Origin of the sequence: Nonomuraea sp. NPDC050383 (assembly GCF_044459125.1) — a bacterium.
GTDB lineage: Bacteria > Actinomycetota > Actinomycetes > Streptosporangiales > Streptosporangiaceae > Nonomuraea.
The window spans coordinates 251,074-266,911 of record NZ_JBITIP010000002.1; the positions used below are offsets into that span (position 1 = coordinate 251,074).

Consider the following 15,838-nt stretch of genomic DNA (forward strand, 5'->3'; position numbering starts at 1 on the left):
CTAGTACCTGGAGCAGTTGGTCCAGTGGCCGTTGCCCTCGCCGTCCAGGACGTACGCGCCCGGGTCCTTGGCGACGGTCCACGAGACCCGCAGCCGCAGCGTCCCGCCGGCGCTCGTCGTGCCGGAGGTCCTGCGGCCGTCGCCGCGCGCCACGCCGACCCAGCGGACGACGATCGTGCCGGTCTGGGTGACCGGACGGCCCTGGCAGCCGGGCCGGGCCGCGGGCACCTTCACCCTGAACGACCTGCCCGACACCGCGATGCCGCCGGCGCCGCCGGCCGACGCGATGCGGCACGTCCCGCCCTTGCAGGCGAGCGCGAACGTGCCGGTACGGCGGGCGCCCAGCCTGATCGACACCGGTGACAGGAACGCGACCGGAGCCTGCGGCCGCGGCAGCGCCACCGGCTGCTGGGGTGTCCCCGCGGGCTTCCTGGCCGGCCGCTCGGCCGGTTGCCTGGCCTCGCGTCCCGCCGGCCGGTCGGCAGGCCTCATCGTGCCGGCCACGACCGGGCCCTCCCGCTTGCCGTCGTCCGCCGCGCCGGTGTCGCCCGTCCGGTTCGCCGGGGACCCCGCCGTGGGGGTCACGGCGGGGGCCCCACTGGGGGCCGCGCTGGGGGCCGCGGTCGCGGCCGGCGGGACGGCGGCGGGCTCTGGCGGGGGCACCGGGACCGCGGGGCCGGGGGACGGGCGGCCGTCCGGAGCCGGCGTCAGGGCCGGGCCGTCGGAGCCCGTCTCGGTGATCACGGTCATGCGCTGGCGGGCGTTGAGACCGGACCAGGCCAGTCCCGCCACGAGCAGGCCGACGCCCACGAGCAGGCCGACTCGGGCCACGTTCCGCACCGTCAGCCCCGACTCGCCGTCGGCCGTGTCCGGGCGGTCGAGCCAGAACTCGTCGGGACCGCCGGCGTGCAGCTCCACCACGTGGGCGTCGTGCGGTGGCGCGGGCTCGTACCGGAGCGGCGCGGTGAACGGCGGGGAGCCGACGGCCGGGCCCTCACCCGGACCGTCGGCGCCACGTCCGCGAGCCCACCCCGGCACGCCGTCGGCGCCCCGGCCGTCCCGCGGGGGGCGGGTGGTCTCCTCGGGCGGCCGGCGGGGCCCCGGGATGGTGATCACCCCGTGCACGCGGGCGGAGGAGGGGGGCGGCCGATGGGCGGTCCCGGGACGCGCGCCGGCGACCGGCCGGGGCGCCTGGACCGGGGCGTCGGACGGGTCGGTGGGGGAGGAGGCGCGGTCGGGGGATCCGTCCGGGGCCTGGTGCGGCTGGGCGGGGGCGCCGCCCGGTGCTCCGGCCCTGGGGCGGGCGGTGGGCGGGGCGTCGGCCATGACGGGGGCGCTCAGGGGGACGGTCCGCTTCGGCCTGGGCGAGCCGGCCACCATGCGGTCCGTCGGCAGACTCGTGGCCGCCACCCGGGCTCCCGCCGCCGAGTCCCCCGCCGCGGAGCCCCCCGCCGCCGGGGCCGCCGCCGGAGCGGGCGCGGACGTAGGCGCGGGCGCGGGTGGAGGGACGCGCATCTGCGGCACGACGGGACGGGCAGCCCCGGTACGGGGCGTCTCCGGCTGGGCCGTCTCGCGACGTGGCGCCTGGACCGGGGGCGCCGCCGGGACCGGGGGCGCCGCCGGGGCGGGGCGGGAGGTGAGTGGGCCATCGTCCGGGTGGTGCTCCCAGGGCGGGCCACCTTCGGCCCGGCGTGAGGGGGCCCGCTCCTGACCGGCCGGGCCGCTACTGCTGATCCGGTCATGAGCGGACGCCGCTGGAAGGTTCCGGTACGGCACGCCTCCGCGGTTGCGGCGGACGATGGCCCAGTCCGCGTCCCGGTCCGGCGACCAGTCCGGAGACTGGCCGGCCGGGTCCGGGGTCCAGGCGGCGGTCTGGGCGGCCCCGCCTGGGGTCTCGGCGACCGGCACGGAAGGCCGGCCGGAAGGGGAGTCGGCACGGGCCGTGACGGCACCCGGCACGCTCGCACGGCGCGGAAGGATGTCCGGTGGGCCGGGACGGGCGTGTTTGCTGGGTGGGCGGTGCGCGGCCGGGTCAGGTGTGTGCTCCGGGCCGGCGGCGGCCGCGCCCGCCGCCGGCCCGGAGCTTTCCCAGGTCCCCGCCGTGGGGCCGGGGACCGGAGCGATGGGCGGCGGCGCGGGCTCGGCCAGCCCGCGCGCCTGCGCCGGGAAGCCGTCCTCCCGCCACAGTCCCGCCTCGTCCGGCAGTGGCAGCGCCCAGGCGAGCTGCTCGTGCAGCGTGCCGGGCGCCGATGAGATCGGCATCTGCCGCAGCAGCGTGTCGGCCACCATGACGCGCGGCGCGCCCTGGCAGACGTCGCAGTGCGCGATGTGGCGGCTGATCCGCGCGCGGGTGCGCCGCCCGGGCGCCGAGGCCCAGTCCGTCACCCGCGACTCCAGCGCCGCGCACCCGTGACGGGTCCTGGCGGCGATGACGGCGGCGAACCACTCCTCCAGCCCGTCGGCCGCCTGCAGGATGATCGTCTCCACCTCGTCGGAGTCCGCGTCGAAGATGGTGGCGATCTCGTCGGTCGTCAGCCCGTGCCGTACCGACAGGTCGAGCAGCTCCCTGTGCGGCGGGGCGAGCGCGCGCAGGGCCTCGGGCAGCAGGTCGGCCATCCGGCCGGGCCGCGACCAGGAGCCGACGCTGGTGGGGGTGGAGATGTACGAGCGGTGCGCGCGGGCCAGCGCGTACAGCCAGGGCCGCAGCGGCGACGACTGGTCGACCCGGTCGGCCCAGGCGTGCGCGGACAGCAGGGTGCCCGCGACGGCCAGCTCGGCGTCGCTCGACGACAACTCCGTCCGGCAGTAGTCGTACAGGTGCGGCCCGTAGCCGTCGCACAGTTCGAGGATGGCCTCACGTGCGTCCTCCGACAGGGTGCGCCACATCCGGGTCGCATCTCCTCTCCGCGGTTCGGGCTTGGGGTCCGGCATCGGGGCCGCTCCGGGGGTCAGCGGGGCAGCCGTTCGGCGATCTCGGTGGCCCAGTACGTGATCACACTGCCCGCGCCCGCCCGGCGGATCGCGGTGAGGCTCTCGAGGATCGCGCGGTCGCGGGTGAGCCAGCCGTTGGCGGCGGCGGCCTCGATCGCGGCGTACTCGCCGGAGACCTGGTAGGCGGCCACCGGCACGTTGACGGCGTCGGCGACGCGGCGCACCACGTCGAGGTAGAGGCCGGCCGGTTTGACCATCACCATGTCGGCGCCCTCGTCCACGTCGAGCAGCACCTCGCGCAGCGACTCGCGCAGGTTGGCCGGGTCCTGCTGGTGGGTGGAGCGGGTGCCGGTCAGCCGCGACTCGACCGCGTCGCGGAACGGGCCGTAGAAGGCGGAGTCGTACTTGGCGGCGTAGGCCATGATCGGCAGGTTGTGGTGGCCGGCGGCGTCGAGGGCGCGGCGGATGGCGCCGACCTGGCCGTCCATCATGCCGCTGGGCGCGACCATGTGGGCGCCGGCCGCGGCCTGGGCGACGGCGACGCGGGCGTAGGCGCTCAGGGTGGCGTCGTTGTCGACGTCGCCGCGGGCGTCGAGGATGCCGACGTGCCCGTGCTCGGTGTACTCGTCCAGGTTGATGTCGCCGATGACGACGGTGGCGTCGCCGACCTCGGCGGCGACGTCCGCGAGGGCGAGCTGGGTGATGCCGTGCTCGTCCCAGGCGCCGCGCCCGTCGTGGTCCTTGCTCTCGGGGATGCCGAACAGCAGCAGCCCGCCCACGCCGGCCCGCACGGCGGCCGCGGCGGCCTTGCGCACGCTCTCGCGGGTGTGCTGGACCTGGCCGGGCATGCAGGCGATGGGACGGGGCTCCGCCAGGCCCTCGCGGACGAACAGCGGCTGGATCAGGTCGGCGGGGTGCAGGCGGGTCTCGGCCACCAGCCCGCGCAGGGCGGGGGTGCGCCGCAGGCGGCGGGGACGCTCGGCGGGGTAACTCATGGTCAGTCTCCGATCACCTTGCCGAGCAGCACCCGCTCGGCGTGTTCGACGGCGGCCTGGGGCGGGCGCCGCATCCAGTAGCCGGCGGTGCTGCGCGCGGTGATGTTGAGCGCGCGCAGCTCGCACAAGTGCTCGGCCGTCTTGATCGCCAGGCCGCCGGGGTCGATGACGGGAAGGCCGTGCAGTTCGTGGACGCGCAGGTGGACGAGGATCACGTTCGGGATGCCCTCGGCCGGCACCAGCCACTGCGCGCCGGCCTTGGCGGCCTGGCGCGCGGCCTCGGTGTAGGCGTCCAGGAACGGCTCGAAGTCCTGCGCGAGCGCCCGCTGCACGACGTCCGCGCCGCGCTCGACGATCTGGTACGAGGCCAGGTCGGCGCCGGCGGCCCGGATGTTCTCGGTGATGGGCTCGGCCAGGTGCGGGATGAACCCGAGCACGCCGAGACGGTGGCGCTCCATCCGGGCGGCCTGCCAGACCGCGTCGCCGTAGCCGACGACGGGGATCGACACCCTGGTGCGGGCCGCGGCCAGCCCGGGGTCCTGGCCGGCGCCGCTGATCCAGGCGGCGCAGCCGTCCCGCTCGGCGGTCACCGCGGTCTGCGCGAAGTAGTGGCCGAACAGCAGGCCGATCTCGCCGTAGCCCACCAGGTGCTCGGGCAGCGCCGTGCCGTACGTCTCGGGCGGCAGCGTGTGGATCTCCACGGTCGTGCCGGGGGCGGACACCAGGGCCAGGTGTTCGGCGTACAGCTTGTCCAGAAGCGGGGTGCGGCCCTCGACGGTGTGTTTCTGGAACCAGATGCGCATGTCAGCTCTGCCTCACGGAATGGGGAACGGGGTCCAGCACGCGGTCGGGGGCGCGTCCGGGCGGACGGCCGGGCAGGGTGTCGGCCCCGCCGGTCGGCATGCCGCCCGGGAGGGTGTCGAGCATCGACGCCTGCGCCAGGTAGACGCGGGTGGCATCCGGGTCGCCGGCGATGGCCCGCAGCCCCGCCATCGCGGCCGCCAGCCGGGAGGTGTCGCGGTCCTGCACCCCGGCGACGCGCGCCTCGCTGCGCGGGATCACGTGGTCCAGCAGGACGCCGCGCCGCCGCCACGCCCACGCGTCCAGCGCGGACGGCCCGGCCTCCCCGCCGATGACGTCGGCGAGGACGGCGCCGAGCTCGACGGCGTCGTGGATGCCGGCGTTCATGTTGAGCCCGCCGGCCGTGGAGGTCAGGTGCGCCGCGTCGCCCGCGAACAGCACCCGGCCGCACCGGAAGGAGCCGAGCACCCCGCGGGCCAGGCCGTACCGGTCGGCGCCGATGACCCGCACCGGGCGGCTGACCCCGGGCAGCGCCCGCCGCACCAGCGCGGCCACGGTGGAGGTGGCCAGCGGGTTGCGGGCGTCGCACGGGATGCGCACCACGATCCGCCAGTGGTCGGGCAGGGCGAGCAGGCTGCACGACTGGCCGACGTCGCGCACGTATGTCAGCGGCGCCAGCCGCGGCAGCAGCTCGTCCAGCGGCGAGTCGGTGAAGACCCGCAGCGCCTGCGTCGGGTAGCTGGAGCGGGGGAACGGCAGCCCGAGCGAGCCGCGCACGGTGCTGTGCGCGCCGTCGGCCGCCACCACGTACCTCGCCCGCGCCCAGCTGCGCCCGATGCGCAGCCGCACGCCGGTGCCGCCCTCGGCCACCCCGTCCACGGCCGTGCCGAACCGCACGTCCGCGTCCGGCTCGGCGGACAGCGCCGCCAGCAGCAGCGGGGTGAGCGACGACTGCTCGGCGTGCAGCCGGTACGGGTGCCGGGTCAGCCCGTCGAGGCTGCCCATCGCCATCTCGGCCAGGACCTCGCCGGCCCGGTCGCGCCACTGGACGCGGCTCACCACACGCCCGCGGGAGATGAGCGGCTCGGCGACGCCGAGGTGGTCCAGCAGGTCGAGCGTGGCCGGATGGAAGGTGGAGGCCCGCGACTGCCGGGCCAGGCCCGCCTCCCGCTCGAACACGGTCACCGGCACGCCCGCCCTGGCCAGGGTGAGCGCCGCCGTCAGCCCGACCGGGCCGGCGCCGACCACGGCGACGCCGCTCATGTCCGCTGCCCCTGCGCGGCCGGGCGGTGCGGGGCCCGGCCGAGCGTGATCGGCATGCCCGTCGCCCGCGACAGCGCCCACCAGGAGCTGCACAGGTTCGAGGTGAGCAGGACCCGGTCGTTGCCGGCGCCGATGGACAGCAGCGCGGGCAGCGTCGACATGCCGGTGCCGCTGAACAGCACCACCGCGTCGTCCGGCAGCCCCGCCTCCGTCACCTGCTCGACCAGCTCGGCCGGGGTCACGTTGTACGGCGAGAACCGGCCCCGGGCGCGCACCTCGACCACCCGGGTGACGTGCATGCCGGCGGCCTTCCAGAACCGCTCGGCCAGCTCCGTCAGCCACGGCTCGTACGGCGAGACGAGCACGAGGTCCTCGGCGCCGATGTGGTCGAGCGCGTCCAGCGTGGCCACCGTCGCCGTGGCGAACGGCACACCGAAGCGCCTGCTCAGCTCGTCGCACCGCAGCCGGTCCTCGTCCGGGCCGAGCAGGTAGCGTGAGCCGCTGCACAGCATGACGATCGCGTCCAGCGGCAGGTCGCCGAACGAGCAGATCATCGCGGGCAGCGCCTCGTTGTACGTCTCCAGCCGCTCCGGCAGGGTCAGCCCCGGCCGTACCGGGAGCCGGGTGACGTGCATGTCGGCCCGGGAGCCCAGCAGGCGCGCCAGCTCGGGCTCCGCCGCCGGGTTCGCCGGAGGCACGATCACGCCCACTCTGCCCCGCTTCATGTGGTCCTCCCGGGGTCCAGGCCGAACAACGTCCGCAGCGCGTCGGCGTACCGCTCGCCCGAGGGGGAACCCGAGTGGCGGGTCAGGCGCGTGAGCGGCCCTTCCAGGAAGGCGTCCACCACCCGCTGGACGGCGTCACGCACCTCGTCGCGGGCGGAGGCGTCCAGCCCCGGCGCGCGGGAGGCGAGCCGGCCGAGCTCGGCGTCCGCGACGGCGCTCGCCTTGCTCCGCAGCGCCACCGCCACCGTGCTCGCGCTCGACTCCTCCGAAGGGGCCACGGACGGGGAGGCGGGCGCCGGCACCGTGGTGATCCACGGCCGCGCGACACCGGCCCGGCGGGCGGGGATCGCGCCGCCGATCCCCCTGCGGACGAGCCGCTCCGGCAGCACGGGAGTCCGCTCCGGCAGGACGGGCGAGGGAGCGAGTCCGGCCCTCATCAGCAACCCGACCAAGCCGCGGCCCAGAAGGCCGCCTCACGCCGCTCCCGGGCCTCGTCAACCTCGCGCCGGGCCCGCGCCTGCTCCTCATCACGGCGGGTCCGCGCGTTCTCCATCTCGCGCCGGGTCCGCGCGTCTTCCGTCTCGCGCCGGGTCCGCGCGTCCTCAACGTCGGCCGTGACGTCCAGCCGCACTCCGGCGCGCTCGGCGCCGAGCAGGTGCACCGCGGCCCCGATCACGGTGTCGGCGAACTCCCGTTGCCGTTCCGCGGCGACCTCCGCCGGGCATTCGACCTTGATGGTGACCATGGTTTCCTCCTGCGGGGGGTGGTGAGGGGTCAGGACGCGTGCTCGAGCGCCTGGTCGATGACGCTGATGGCCAGGTCGGACACCTGCCTGATGTGGTGCAGCCGGTGCACGGTGCGCTCGGCCGCCGCGGTGGTGACGCGGTCGTCCTCCGCCGGGCGGGGAGGCGGCGGCGCCGGCCTCTCACCACGGGCGGGAACCCCGTACGGGTGCTGGTACGGCCTGCGGATCTCATCGGTGAGCATGGTCCACTCCTGTCAGCGCGGCTTCACGGGCGGATACACGGGACTGGTTTCGGGGCTCAGAGCCGCTCGGCGGCCCGCTGGGTGGGCAGGTGGGCGGACAGGTCACGGGCGCCGAAGCGGGCCAGCTCCTCCTCCGCCTCGTCGCGTACCTGGACGAAGCTGTCGCGCAGCTCGGCCAGCAACCGGCGCAGCATGATCAGCTCTGCCTCGGCCTCACGCCTGGACAGGCGCGCGGCCCGGCGGCGCGGCGTTCCGGCGACGCGGGCCAGGGCCACGGTGCCGACGACCACGGCCACGATCAGGCAGCCGACCATCGCGGAGGCGAAGCCCGGCATCGGCCCGTCCAGCACCGGCTGGTCCACCAGGGCCGAGGCGCCGGCCACCCCGATCGCGCCGCCCAGCATGCGGGCCGTGTTCACGGCGCCGACCGCGGAGGCGTACTGGGTGGGATGGGCGGCCATCGTCCCGACCGTGAACGTGCCGGTGGACAGGGCGCCGAAGCCGCTGCCCAGCATGAGCGCGGCCACCAGCGTCAGGACGTTCGGGTAGGGGTTGGCCAGCATGAGGGCGCAGCCGCCGCCGAGGAGCAGGGCCCCGGCGTAGATGACCGCGTTGAGGCCGATGCGGCGCCCGGCCAGCATGGCCAGCGGGCTGCCCGCGATCATTGCGAGCGAGATGGGCGTCAGCCACAGGCCGATCGTCACGGGATCGAACCCGGAGCTCTTCAGGTACAGCGGGCCGAGGGCCAGCACCACGAACGAGGCGGCGCCGTACAGCAGGGACGCCCCGCCCGACCACAGGAAGCCGGGCCGCCGCCACAGCCGCATGTCGATGGCGCCGGCCGCGTGGCGCCACGACGTGGCGACGGCCCCGGCCAGCAGGAGCCCGGCCGCCGCCGCGCAGCCCAGGATGCGCGGGGAGGTCCATCCCCACGTGCCGCCCTGGGAGACGGCGAGCACGGCCGCGGCGATCGCGCCGATGAGCAGCAGCGTGCCGAACACGTCGGGCACGCGCCGCACCTGCCCGAAGGAGCGGGGCAGCGCGGGGGTCAGCATGAGCAGGGCCGCGGCCAGGCCGGCGCTCGGCAGGAACAGGCCGCGCCAGCCGTACTCGGCCACCAGCAGGCCGCCGCCGGCCTGGAGCGTGAGCGCGCCGATCCCGGAGGAGGCGCTCCACAGCGCCACCGCGCCGGCGCGGCGGTTGGCCGGCAGCTCGCCCAGCAGCAGGCCGAGCGAGGCGGGGAACATCAGCGCGGCGCCGACGCCCTGCGCCAGCCGCCCGCCGAGGAGCAGCGGGAAGGACGTGGTCGCGATGACCGCCGCGGCGCCCAGCCCGTACAGGGCCAGGCCGACCGCGAGGACGCTGCGCCTGCCCAGCAGGTCGGCGAAGCGGCCCGCCGTGGCCAGCAGCGCGGCCACCGCGGCGAAGTTGATCGTGCTGACCCACGTGATCTCCGCCATCGGCAGGGACGCCGCGATGGGGTCGCGGCTCAGCACGGGGATCGCCAGCGTCGTCGCCGTGCTGTCGGCCATGATCGCGATGACGACACCGCAGGCGATCAGCCGCAGGACGACGAAGCGCCCCCGGACCAGGAGCCGGGGCCGCGCCACCGGCCCGACGAACGGGCCGGCGACGTGCTCGCGAACGGGCGTCAGGGTCATCGCGGCGTCTCCGCCAGGTCCCTGCGGGCGACGGTGACGGTCTCAGGCCGGGGCACCTCGGGACGGTTCGGCACGCTGGCCGCGACCATCCGCTCGGTGATCCCGACCAGTCGCCCGGGCGCCCTGGTCCACGGGCGCGTCGAACGCCCGGCGTCCGGGCCGAGCAGCGACATGACGACCTGTGAGGCCAGCGTCAGGTGCTCGGCGCAGCGGCGGCTCACCTTGGCCTCCAGGCCGGTGACCTGCGCCAGCCGCAGCCGCAGCGGCTCCAGCGACGCGGTGCGCTCCAGACCGTCCAGCTCGGCGAGCCGGTCGGGCCAGCGCAGCTCACGGCCGACGTGGTCGCGGACCCTCATGGCGATCTCGTCGGCGGGCACCTTCTGCTCGCGCAGCCGGGTGCCGAGCGTGAAGGCCGCGCGGGCGGTACGGGTGTAGTCGGACAGCCGGCCCGCGAGGGCGGCGTCGAGCATCCGGACCCGGTGGACCAGGCATTCGGCGCTCCAGCCGAGCACCATCAGCCGCTCGGCGGCGACCTCGGTGTGCCAGCCGGCCAGCCGCAGCTCGCGGGCCATCCGGTGGTAGTGGACCCAGCGGTCGCCGTTGCCGTCCACCCAGACCTCCACGCCGCCGAGCGGCATGTTGGCGACGTGGACGCGCTTGTCGGGGGGTACCACGCGGGCGCAGATGCGCAGGATCACCCGATCGGGTGCCTGCGGAGCCCTCGGCCGCCTGGCGAACCAGGAACCGTTCTGCGGTTCGGCGGTCACTCCGGCCACCTCCTCGCCGGCGACTCTCCAGAACCGTCCGGCTGTCAAGTCTCACTTTCCAGGTGTCGGTCCGATAGTGGCGTTCTGTGGGAAGATGTGTCAACTGACACTTTCCAGTTGGGTATGGATGGCCCGCTGGAGGTTTACGGGCGGCCGAAGGCGCGCATGATCCCCGGATTCCCCTACGCTGAGGGTCTCCCGGGCGGCAGGAGGTGCGGAGTGGCGAACATCGCCGAGCGGCTGGACCTGGCGCTGAGAGAGCGGGGCCTGAGCGGCGCGCAGGTGGCCGCCGAGCTCACCGAGGCGGGCATCCCCATCACCCGGGCCTACGTCAGCCAGCTCCGCACCGGCAAGCAGGCCAACCCGACCCTCCAGGTGCTGCGCGCGCTCGCCTCCTGCCTCCAGGTCAGCGTCGGCTGGCTGGTGGGGGAGGAGTCGCTCGACTCCGGCGCGGTGGAGGACCTCCAGTTGCGGGCCGCCGCCATCGGCGCCTCCGCCTCCGGGCTGTCCGACGGCTCGCTGGCCGTGCTGCGCGGCGTCATCGACCTGGCCCGCCGGGCCGAGGGACTGCCCGAGCACTCCGCGCCCGCGCCCGAGGCCCCGGCCGTCCCGGCGGTGCCCGCGGCCAGGACGGCGCCGCCCGAGCCGGTCCGCGTGGCGCTCGGCGAGCGGCTGCGCGGCCTGCGCGAGGCGGCCGGCCTGACGGCCGAGCAGGTCGAGAGCGCGCTGGGCCGCGGTGCGATCCGCGTCGAGGCCGCGGAGACCGGCCGCGCGGCCCCCGCTCCGGCCATGGTGGAGCGGCTGCTCGACCTGTACGGGGTGACCGCGCTGCCGGCGCGCGAGCACGTGCTGTCCCTGGCCCGCGGCGAGCGCGAGCCCGCCTGGTGGGACACGAGCGCGGTGCCCGTCTGGCTCGCCACCGCCTTCGCCCTGGAGCAGCGGGCCTCGGTGATCCGCGTGTACGACCCGCGGACGGTCCCGCCGCTGCTGCAGACCGAGGCGTACGCCCGCGCCGCGATCGGCGCGGCCGGGCCGGCCACGCTCGGGCAGACCTCCGTCGAGGCGGCGGTGCGGCTGGTCCTGGCCCGCCAGGAGATGGTCTTCGCCGGCCACGGGGCCGGGCAGGGGGCCGGGCACGGGCCTGTCGTGTGGGCGATCATGGACGAGGGCGTGCTGCTGCGCTCCATCGCCGAGCCGCCCGTCCACCTGGCCCAGCTCGACTCCCTGATCGACCTCGCCAAGCGTCCCGGTGTCTCCCTGCACCTGGTGCCTTTGAACGACCCGGCCTATCTGCCCCGCACGGGGCCGTTCACGCTCTGGCGTTACGCCGAGGCGTTCGAGCCCGACATCGCCTGCGCGCACACCGTCGAACGCGACGAGCTGATCATCGAGCCGGGGGCCGTCGAGGCCTACCACCAGGCGTTCGCCAAACTCTCGGTCACCACGACCACCCGCGAGGAGACGTTCGACCTGCTGAACACCCACCGTGACCGCATCGCCCGAGGATGATCGATAATTACCCGGGAAACGTATATTTCCCGATTATTTCGCTCCAATAGGTTGTATTGTTGGGACATTTGGAGCATTTTCAACTTGGTCCTCCGAGTGGGGTCGAAGGCCGCGGAACTTTCCCGTACGGCAAGGTGAGGGGAAAGGGGCGATACGTCAAATGCGTCAACGTGCCATCCGTAATCTGGCCAGGCTCGACACGGCCCAGGCGCGTGTCACCCGGATGCTCGACGCCGCCGCCGGAGGAAAGAACAACTTCGTGGCCGACCGCGACGCCGTGCGCCGCTACGACGAGGCCGCCCCCGTGACCACCGCCGCCGCCCGCGCGGTGCTCGCCTTCCTGGCCCGCGTGGTCCGCCATCTGGCGGCCGGCGGGATCGACCAGTTCGTGATCGTCGGCAGCGGGGTGCCCAGCGGATTACCTCCCGGCCGTCAGCTGCACGATCTGGCCCGCGAGGCGCTGGGCCGCTCCGGCGCCCGGGTCCTGTACGTGGAGAACGACCCGATGGTCCTGGCGTACGCCCAGGCCACCATCGAGCCCGTCACGGACCTGGTGCGCGTGGTGGAGGGTGACGTGCGGCAGGTGGAGGACCTGCTCGGCGACCGGGTGGTCAAGACGTTCATCGACTGGGACCGGCCCGTGGGCGTGCTGCTGGTCTCGGTCGCGGGAGCCGGCGACGACGACGCCCGGCACGCGATCAAGTGCCTGTGCCACGCCGCCGCCCGGGGCAGCTACCTGGCTCTGCTGCAGACCACCTTCGACGCGATCCCCGAGGAGCTGCTGCCCGCCGTCGGCGAGCTGCTCGCCATGACGCTGCCGGGGCACGTCGTCCGCACCCGCGCGGAGGTGGCGGCGCTGCTGGAAGGGCTGGAGCTGGTCGAGCCGGGGCTGGTGTGGGTGCCCGAGTGGCGGCCCGACGGCCGCGACGAGGCGTGCGCGGCCCTGCCCAGCGCCTCGGGCAACTACGGCGCCGTGGCCCGCGTCCTGTGACCCCTCTGCTGGACGGTCAGTCCCACCAGAACGACCAGGCGTGCCTGCCGATGATCTGCTCGGCGTAGCCGTGCAGGTCGCCCGGCCCCTGAACCACGTTGTCGGGACAGAACGCCCAGTGCTCGGCCGCCACGTGCAGCGCGTGCTCGGCGTCCACCGGAGGCGCCGCGACGCTCAGCTCCAGCGTGTTGAACCCCACGCACACCACCCGCGCCCCGAACCGCTCCTCCCAGCTGCGGACCACCGCCGCGAGCGGCACCATCCACTCGTTGTGGTGCAGCGCCCCCTGCCAGCCCATCACGGCCAGCGCGTCGGCGCCGCGCCGGGCGGCGACCAGGCCCAGCGGCATCCCGCGCGGCGCGAGCTGGTCGGCGTACCAGTCGGCCACCTCGCCCGGATCGGCCTTGGGCACCCCGGGCGCGGCCGGGCCGGGGCAGAGCGCGCCGTAGGGGTCGAGCTCGGTGAGGGCGTCGGGCGGCATCTGCGCCACCCACTCCTGCCACACCTCGTGCATGAACCCCTCGGCCGTGAAGTGGTCGATCATCGCCGGCTCGTCCGGCACGACCTGCCCGATCGACCAGGGCTGGGCGGACTCGTCCAGCAGCACCGGCCACAGCCCGCTCGCGGCGTGCTCGTCGCGCAAGCGGGCCCACTCGCGGCCGGACACGGGCTCGTCGCTCATCCAGAACGCCGGTCTGGCCGCCTCCCCCTGCCCGGTGTAGCCCGGGTCGGGCCAGACGAGGTCACCCGGCGGCAGAGCGACCCGCAGCGTGCGGCCCCTGCCGGCGTCGGCGAACAGCCGGCCCAGCTCGCGTGGCAGCCGATGATCTGTCATGCCCTACCGTCTCCGTACGGACCCGTCGGGGAGATGGTAGTGCCGCCCACCGACATGGCCAGGGGGGCGGCGGGACTTAGCGGGGACGGCGTCACTCGGCGGGGGCGGCGCGAATCATCGGGGGCGGCGGGAATCACTTCAGGAAGCGGTGCGGCCGGTCGTCAGCGCAGGGGCGGGAAAGGCCCGGAGGTGTTTTCCGGCACGGCCGCGCCGACCGTGCCGGAAACGTCAGCGGCCGGTCAGTAACCTCCGTACGAGTGGTTCGAGTGCTGCGAGGACGTGGAGGTGGGCGCCGGGGTCGCCGTCGCGGTGGGCGTGGTGGCCGTCGAGCCGCCGGAGCCCGCGGGCCGGATGACGCCGAGCAGGCCGTGCCGGCCGCCGTCGATGCCGGCGGAGAACCACAGGGCGTTCTCGCCGCCGTTGGCCGCGGTGCCGACCTCCAGGTCCCACAGGCCGGGCAGCTGGATCGGCTTGCCGTCGGCGGTGCGCAGCGCGCCGAGGTGACGGCTGTTGCGGTAGGCGTGGACGGTGCCGTCGCCGAAGTTGCCGACGAGCAGCGATCCGGCGTAGGCGCCGCGCGGGGCCGCGGTGATCGCCCACGGCGCGTTCAGCCCGGTACGCGCGATGCGGCCGGTCAGGCGGCCCTCGGCGTTGAAGCGGCTGACGAAGCCCTTGCCCGCACCGGCGACGGACTTGCCGGTCGCCGGGTCGCGCAGCGCGTACGCCACCCAGATGTTGCCGTTGGCGACCGCCACGTTGAACGGGGAGTAGTTCGAGGGAATGGCCGGATCCCTGAACTGCCAACCCCGGAGCTTGATCTTCTCGAAGTCGGAGTTCCAGGCGGCGATGCGGCCGTGGGCGAAGTCGGCGGCGAGCAGGAAGTCGCCGTCGTCGGTCTGCGCGAGCGCGAGGCCCTTGTAGTCGGCGCCGCGGGTGAACGCGGCGATGAGGGCGTTCTTCGGGTCCGCCTCGGCGTTCCAGCCGCTGATCGCGCCGCTGGGGCTGGCGAAGATGAACGTGGCGGGCTTGCCCTTCACGGTGAACCCGTCGGTCGGGTTGAACACCTGGCCCGTCGGGGCCCCGCCCGGGATGGCGACCTCGGTCTGCTCCTTCTTGCCGGCGCCCGAATAGACGGTGGCGCTGCCGGTGCCCGTGTCGGAGACCCACAGGGTCTTGCCCATGGCCAGACCCCAGGGGTTGACCAGCTTGGGGTCGGTGAGGGCGGCCTTGCCCCGGACGTCCGAGACGAGGTTGACGACGTCGAACCGCGCGCGGGGAGTGGCGTGGGCGTGCGCGGGAGTGGCGAGAGTGCTGCCCAGGCCGACCGCGACAGCGCAGAGTGTGATGATGCGTAACCGCATCCGTGCCTCCTTGTTAGCGCTTGTGACGCGAGATACGCGGGCGCACCGGGGAAGGGTTCAGTATGGTCCGGAAATATCCGGCGAGGCGTTTCTTGTCGCCTGTTGGGGAGAAGGGTTGATATGGAAGTTTTGGGGATTGATATCGGTGGCTCGGGCATCAAGGGCGCACCCGTGGACGTCTCGGCGGGCAAGCTCGCCCAGGAGCGCCTGCGCATTCCCACCCCGCAGCCGTCCAAGCCGGAGCCCGTCGCCGAGGTGGTACGGCAGATCGCCGACCATTTCAGCTGGTCGGGGCCCGTCGGAGTGACGTTCCCCGGCGTGGTCAGGGACGGGGTGGTCCGCACCGCCGCGAACGTCCACCACTCGTGGATCGGCGTCGACGCGGCCGAGCTGTTCGGCGGCGCGACGGTGATCAACGACGCCGACGCGGCCGGCATCGCGGAGATGACCTTCGGTGAGGGCCGGGACCGGCGCGGGACCGTGCTCATGCTGACGTTCGGCACGGGCATCGGCAGCGCCCTGTTCATCGACGGCGTGCTGGTGCCCAACACCGAGCTCGGCCATCTGGAGCTGCACGGCAAGGACGCCGAGCGCCGCGCCTCCGACAAGGCCCGCGAGGACGAGGACCTGGGCTGGGACAAGTGGGCCGAGCGGGTCGAGGAGTACCTGCGGCACGTGGAGATGCTGTTCTCCCCGTCGCTCATCCTGGTGGGCGGCGGCGTGAGCAAGAAGGCCCACAAGTGGCTGCCGCACGTCCGGATCGACACGCCGATCGTGCCGGCCGCCCTGCAGAACGAGGCGGGCATCATCGGCGCCGCCCAGATGGCGGGCAGCCGGGCGGGCTGATCCGCGCGCCGTCCGGCTCGCCGATCAAGATAGTGAGCTCCCGGACGCAACCGGAACCGCCTTTCGGGAGTCTCATTGATGGGCGTGGCCGTTCACGACGCAACTCTGGGGAGAGTGGGCCCGCCGTGGACGGCCACGGCCATGCCCGGAAGTGCGCCCGCGCGAC

15 protein-coding genes are annotated in these 15,838 nt (G+C 74.8%); 3 read left to right on the plus strand and 12 right to left on the minus strand.

Annotated elements, in window-relative coordinates:
- The 10 genes from ACIBG4_RS05940 to ACIBG4_RS05985 all read right to left on the minus strand — a co-directional run bounded on the left by ACIBG4_RS05940 (position 1) and on the right by ACIBG4_RS05985 (position 10,130).
- Positions 1–2,886 carry a hypothetical protein gene (locus ACIBG4_RS05940; protein ID WP_397200878.1) on the minus strand — a complete coding sequence of 962 codons (2,886 nt, stop codon included), beginning with the start codon at positions 2,884–2,886 and terminating at the stop codon, positions 1–3.
- 62 nt (positions 2,887–2,948) lie between these two features.
- Complete coding sequence (gene hemB, locus ACIBG4_RS05945; protein WP_397200879.1) at positions 2,949–3,926, minus strand: porphobilinogen synthase; 978 nt, start codon at positions 3,924–3,926, stop codon at positions 2,949–2,951.
- 2 nt (positions 3,927–3,928) lie between these two features.
- Positions 3,929–4,729: an aspartate/glutamate racemase family protein gene (locus ACIBG4_RS05950; RefSeq protein WP_310710853.1), complete on the minus strand. Its 801-nt coding sequence runs from the start codon at positions 4,727–4,729 to the stop codon at positions 3,929–3,931.
- Between the two features lies 1 nt (position 4,730).
- Complete coding sequence (locus tag ACIBG4_RS05955) at positions 4,731–5,990, minus strand: FAD-dependent oxidoreductase (protein WP_355442426.1); 1,260 nt, start codon at positions 5,988–5,990, stop codon at positions 4,731–4,733.
- Positions 5,987–6,715 carry a hypothetical protein gene (locus ACIBG4_RS05960; RefSeq protein WP_310710855.1) on the minus strand — a complete coding sequence of 243 codons (729 nt, stop codon included), beginning with the start codon at positions 6,713–6,715 and terminating at the stop codon, positions 5,987–5,989. The genes ACIBG4_RS05955 and ACIBG4_RS05960 overlap by 4 nt, the downstream gene beginning before the upstream one ends.
- A complete protein-coding gene (locus ACIBG4_RS05965; protein WP_397200880.1) occupies positions 6,712–7,152 on the minus strand; it encodes a hypothetical protein in 441 nt (146 codons plus the stop codon). The genes ACIBG4_RS05960 and ACIBG4_RS05965 overlap by 4 nt, the downstream gene beginning before the upstream one ends.
- A complete protein-coding gene (locus tag ACIBG4_RS05970) occupies positions 7,152–7,460 on the minus strand; it encodes a hypothetical protein (RefSeq protein WP_310710857.1) in 309 nt (102 codons plus the stop codon). Before ACIBG4_RS05970 ends, ACIBG4_RS05965 begins: the two co-directional genes overlap by 1 nt.
- 29 nt (positions 7,461–7,489) lie before the next feature.
- Positions 7,490–7,702 (minus strand): hypothetical protein, encoded by a 213-nt coding sequence (locus tag ACIBG4_RS05975; RefSeq protein ID WP_310710858.1) that lies wholly within the window; start codon positions 7,700–7,702, stop codon positions 7,490–7,492.
- 56 nt (positions 7,703–7,758) lie between these two features.
- Positions 7,759–9,363 carry an MFS transporter gene (locus ACIBG4_RS05980; protein WP_310710859.1) on the minus strand — a complete coding sequence of 535 codons (1,605 nt, stop codon included), beginning with the start codon at positions 9,361–9,363 and terminating at the stop codon, positions 7,759–7,761.
- The gene (locus ACIBG4_RS05985) at positions 9,360–10,130 is read right to left on the minus strand and encodes a hypothetical protein (protein ID WP_397200882.1); all 771 of its coding nucleotides are present in this window, start codon (positions 10,128–10,130) and stop codon (positions 9,360–9,362) included. Before ACIBG4_RS05985 ends, ACIBG4_RS05980 begins: the two co-directional genes overlap by 4 nt.
- Positions 10,131–10,349: 219 nt before the next feature.
- On the opposite strand from ACIBG4_RS05985, the gene ACIBG4_RS05990 reads away from it, so the two are divergent.
- Together ACIBG4_RS05990 and ACIBG4_RS05995 are read left to right on the plus strand one after the other, a co-directional pair.
- Positions 10,350–11,639 (plus strand): Scr1 family TA system antitoxin-like transcriptional regulator, encoded by a 1,290-nt coding sequence (locus ACIBG4_RS05990; RefSeq protein WP_397200883.1) that lies wholly within the window; start codon positions 10,350–10,352, stop codon positions 11,637–11,639.
- A gap of 160 nt (positions 11,640–11,799) precedes the next feature.
- Positions 11,800–12,630, plus strand: coding sequence for an SAM-dependent methyltransferase (locus ACIBG4_RS05995; RefSeq protein ID WP_355448489.1), 831 nt, complete (start codon positions 11,800–11,802; stop codon positions 12,628–12,630).
- A gap of 16 nt (positions 12,631–12,646) precedes the next feature.
- On the opposite strand, the gene ACIBG4_RS06000 is transcribed toward ACIBG4_RS05995, so the two are convergent.
- Positions 12,647–13,465 (minus strand): DUF4253 domain-containing protein, encoded by an 819-nt coding sequence (locus tag ACIBG4_RS06000; protein WP_355448486.1) that lies wholly within the window; start codon positions 13,463–13,465, stop codon positions 12,647–12,649.
- Between the two features lie 239 nt (positions 13,466–13,704).
- Positions 13,705–14,826, minus strand: a complete 1,122-nt coding sequence (locus ACIBG4_RS06005) for a TIGR03118 family protein (RefSeq protein WP_397200884.1) — start codon at positions 14,824–14,826, stop codon at positions 13,705–13,707.
- 120 nt (positions 14,827–14,946) lie between these two features.
- Here ACIBG4_RS06005 and ppgK point away from each other — a divergent pair, with 120 nt between their 5' ends.
- Positions 14,947–15,672 carry a polyphosphate--glucose phosphotransferase gene (ppgK, locus tag ACIBG4_RS06010; protein WP_397200885.1) on the plus strand — a complete coding sequence of 242 codons (726 nt, stop codon included), beginning with the start codon at positions 14,947–14,949 and terminating at the stop codon, positions 15,670–15,672.
- Positions 15,673–15,838: the final 166 nt, after the last annotated feature.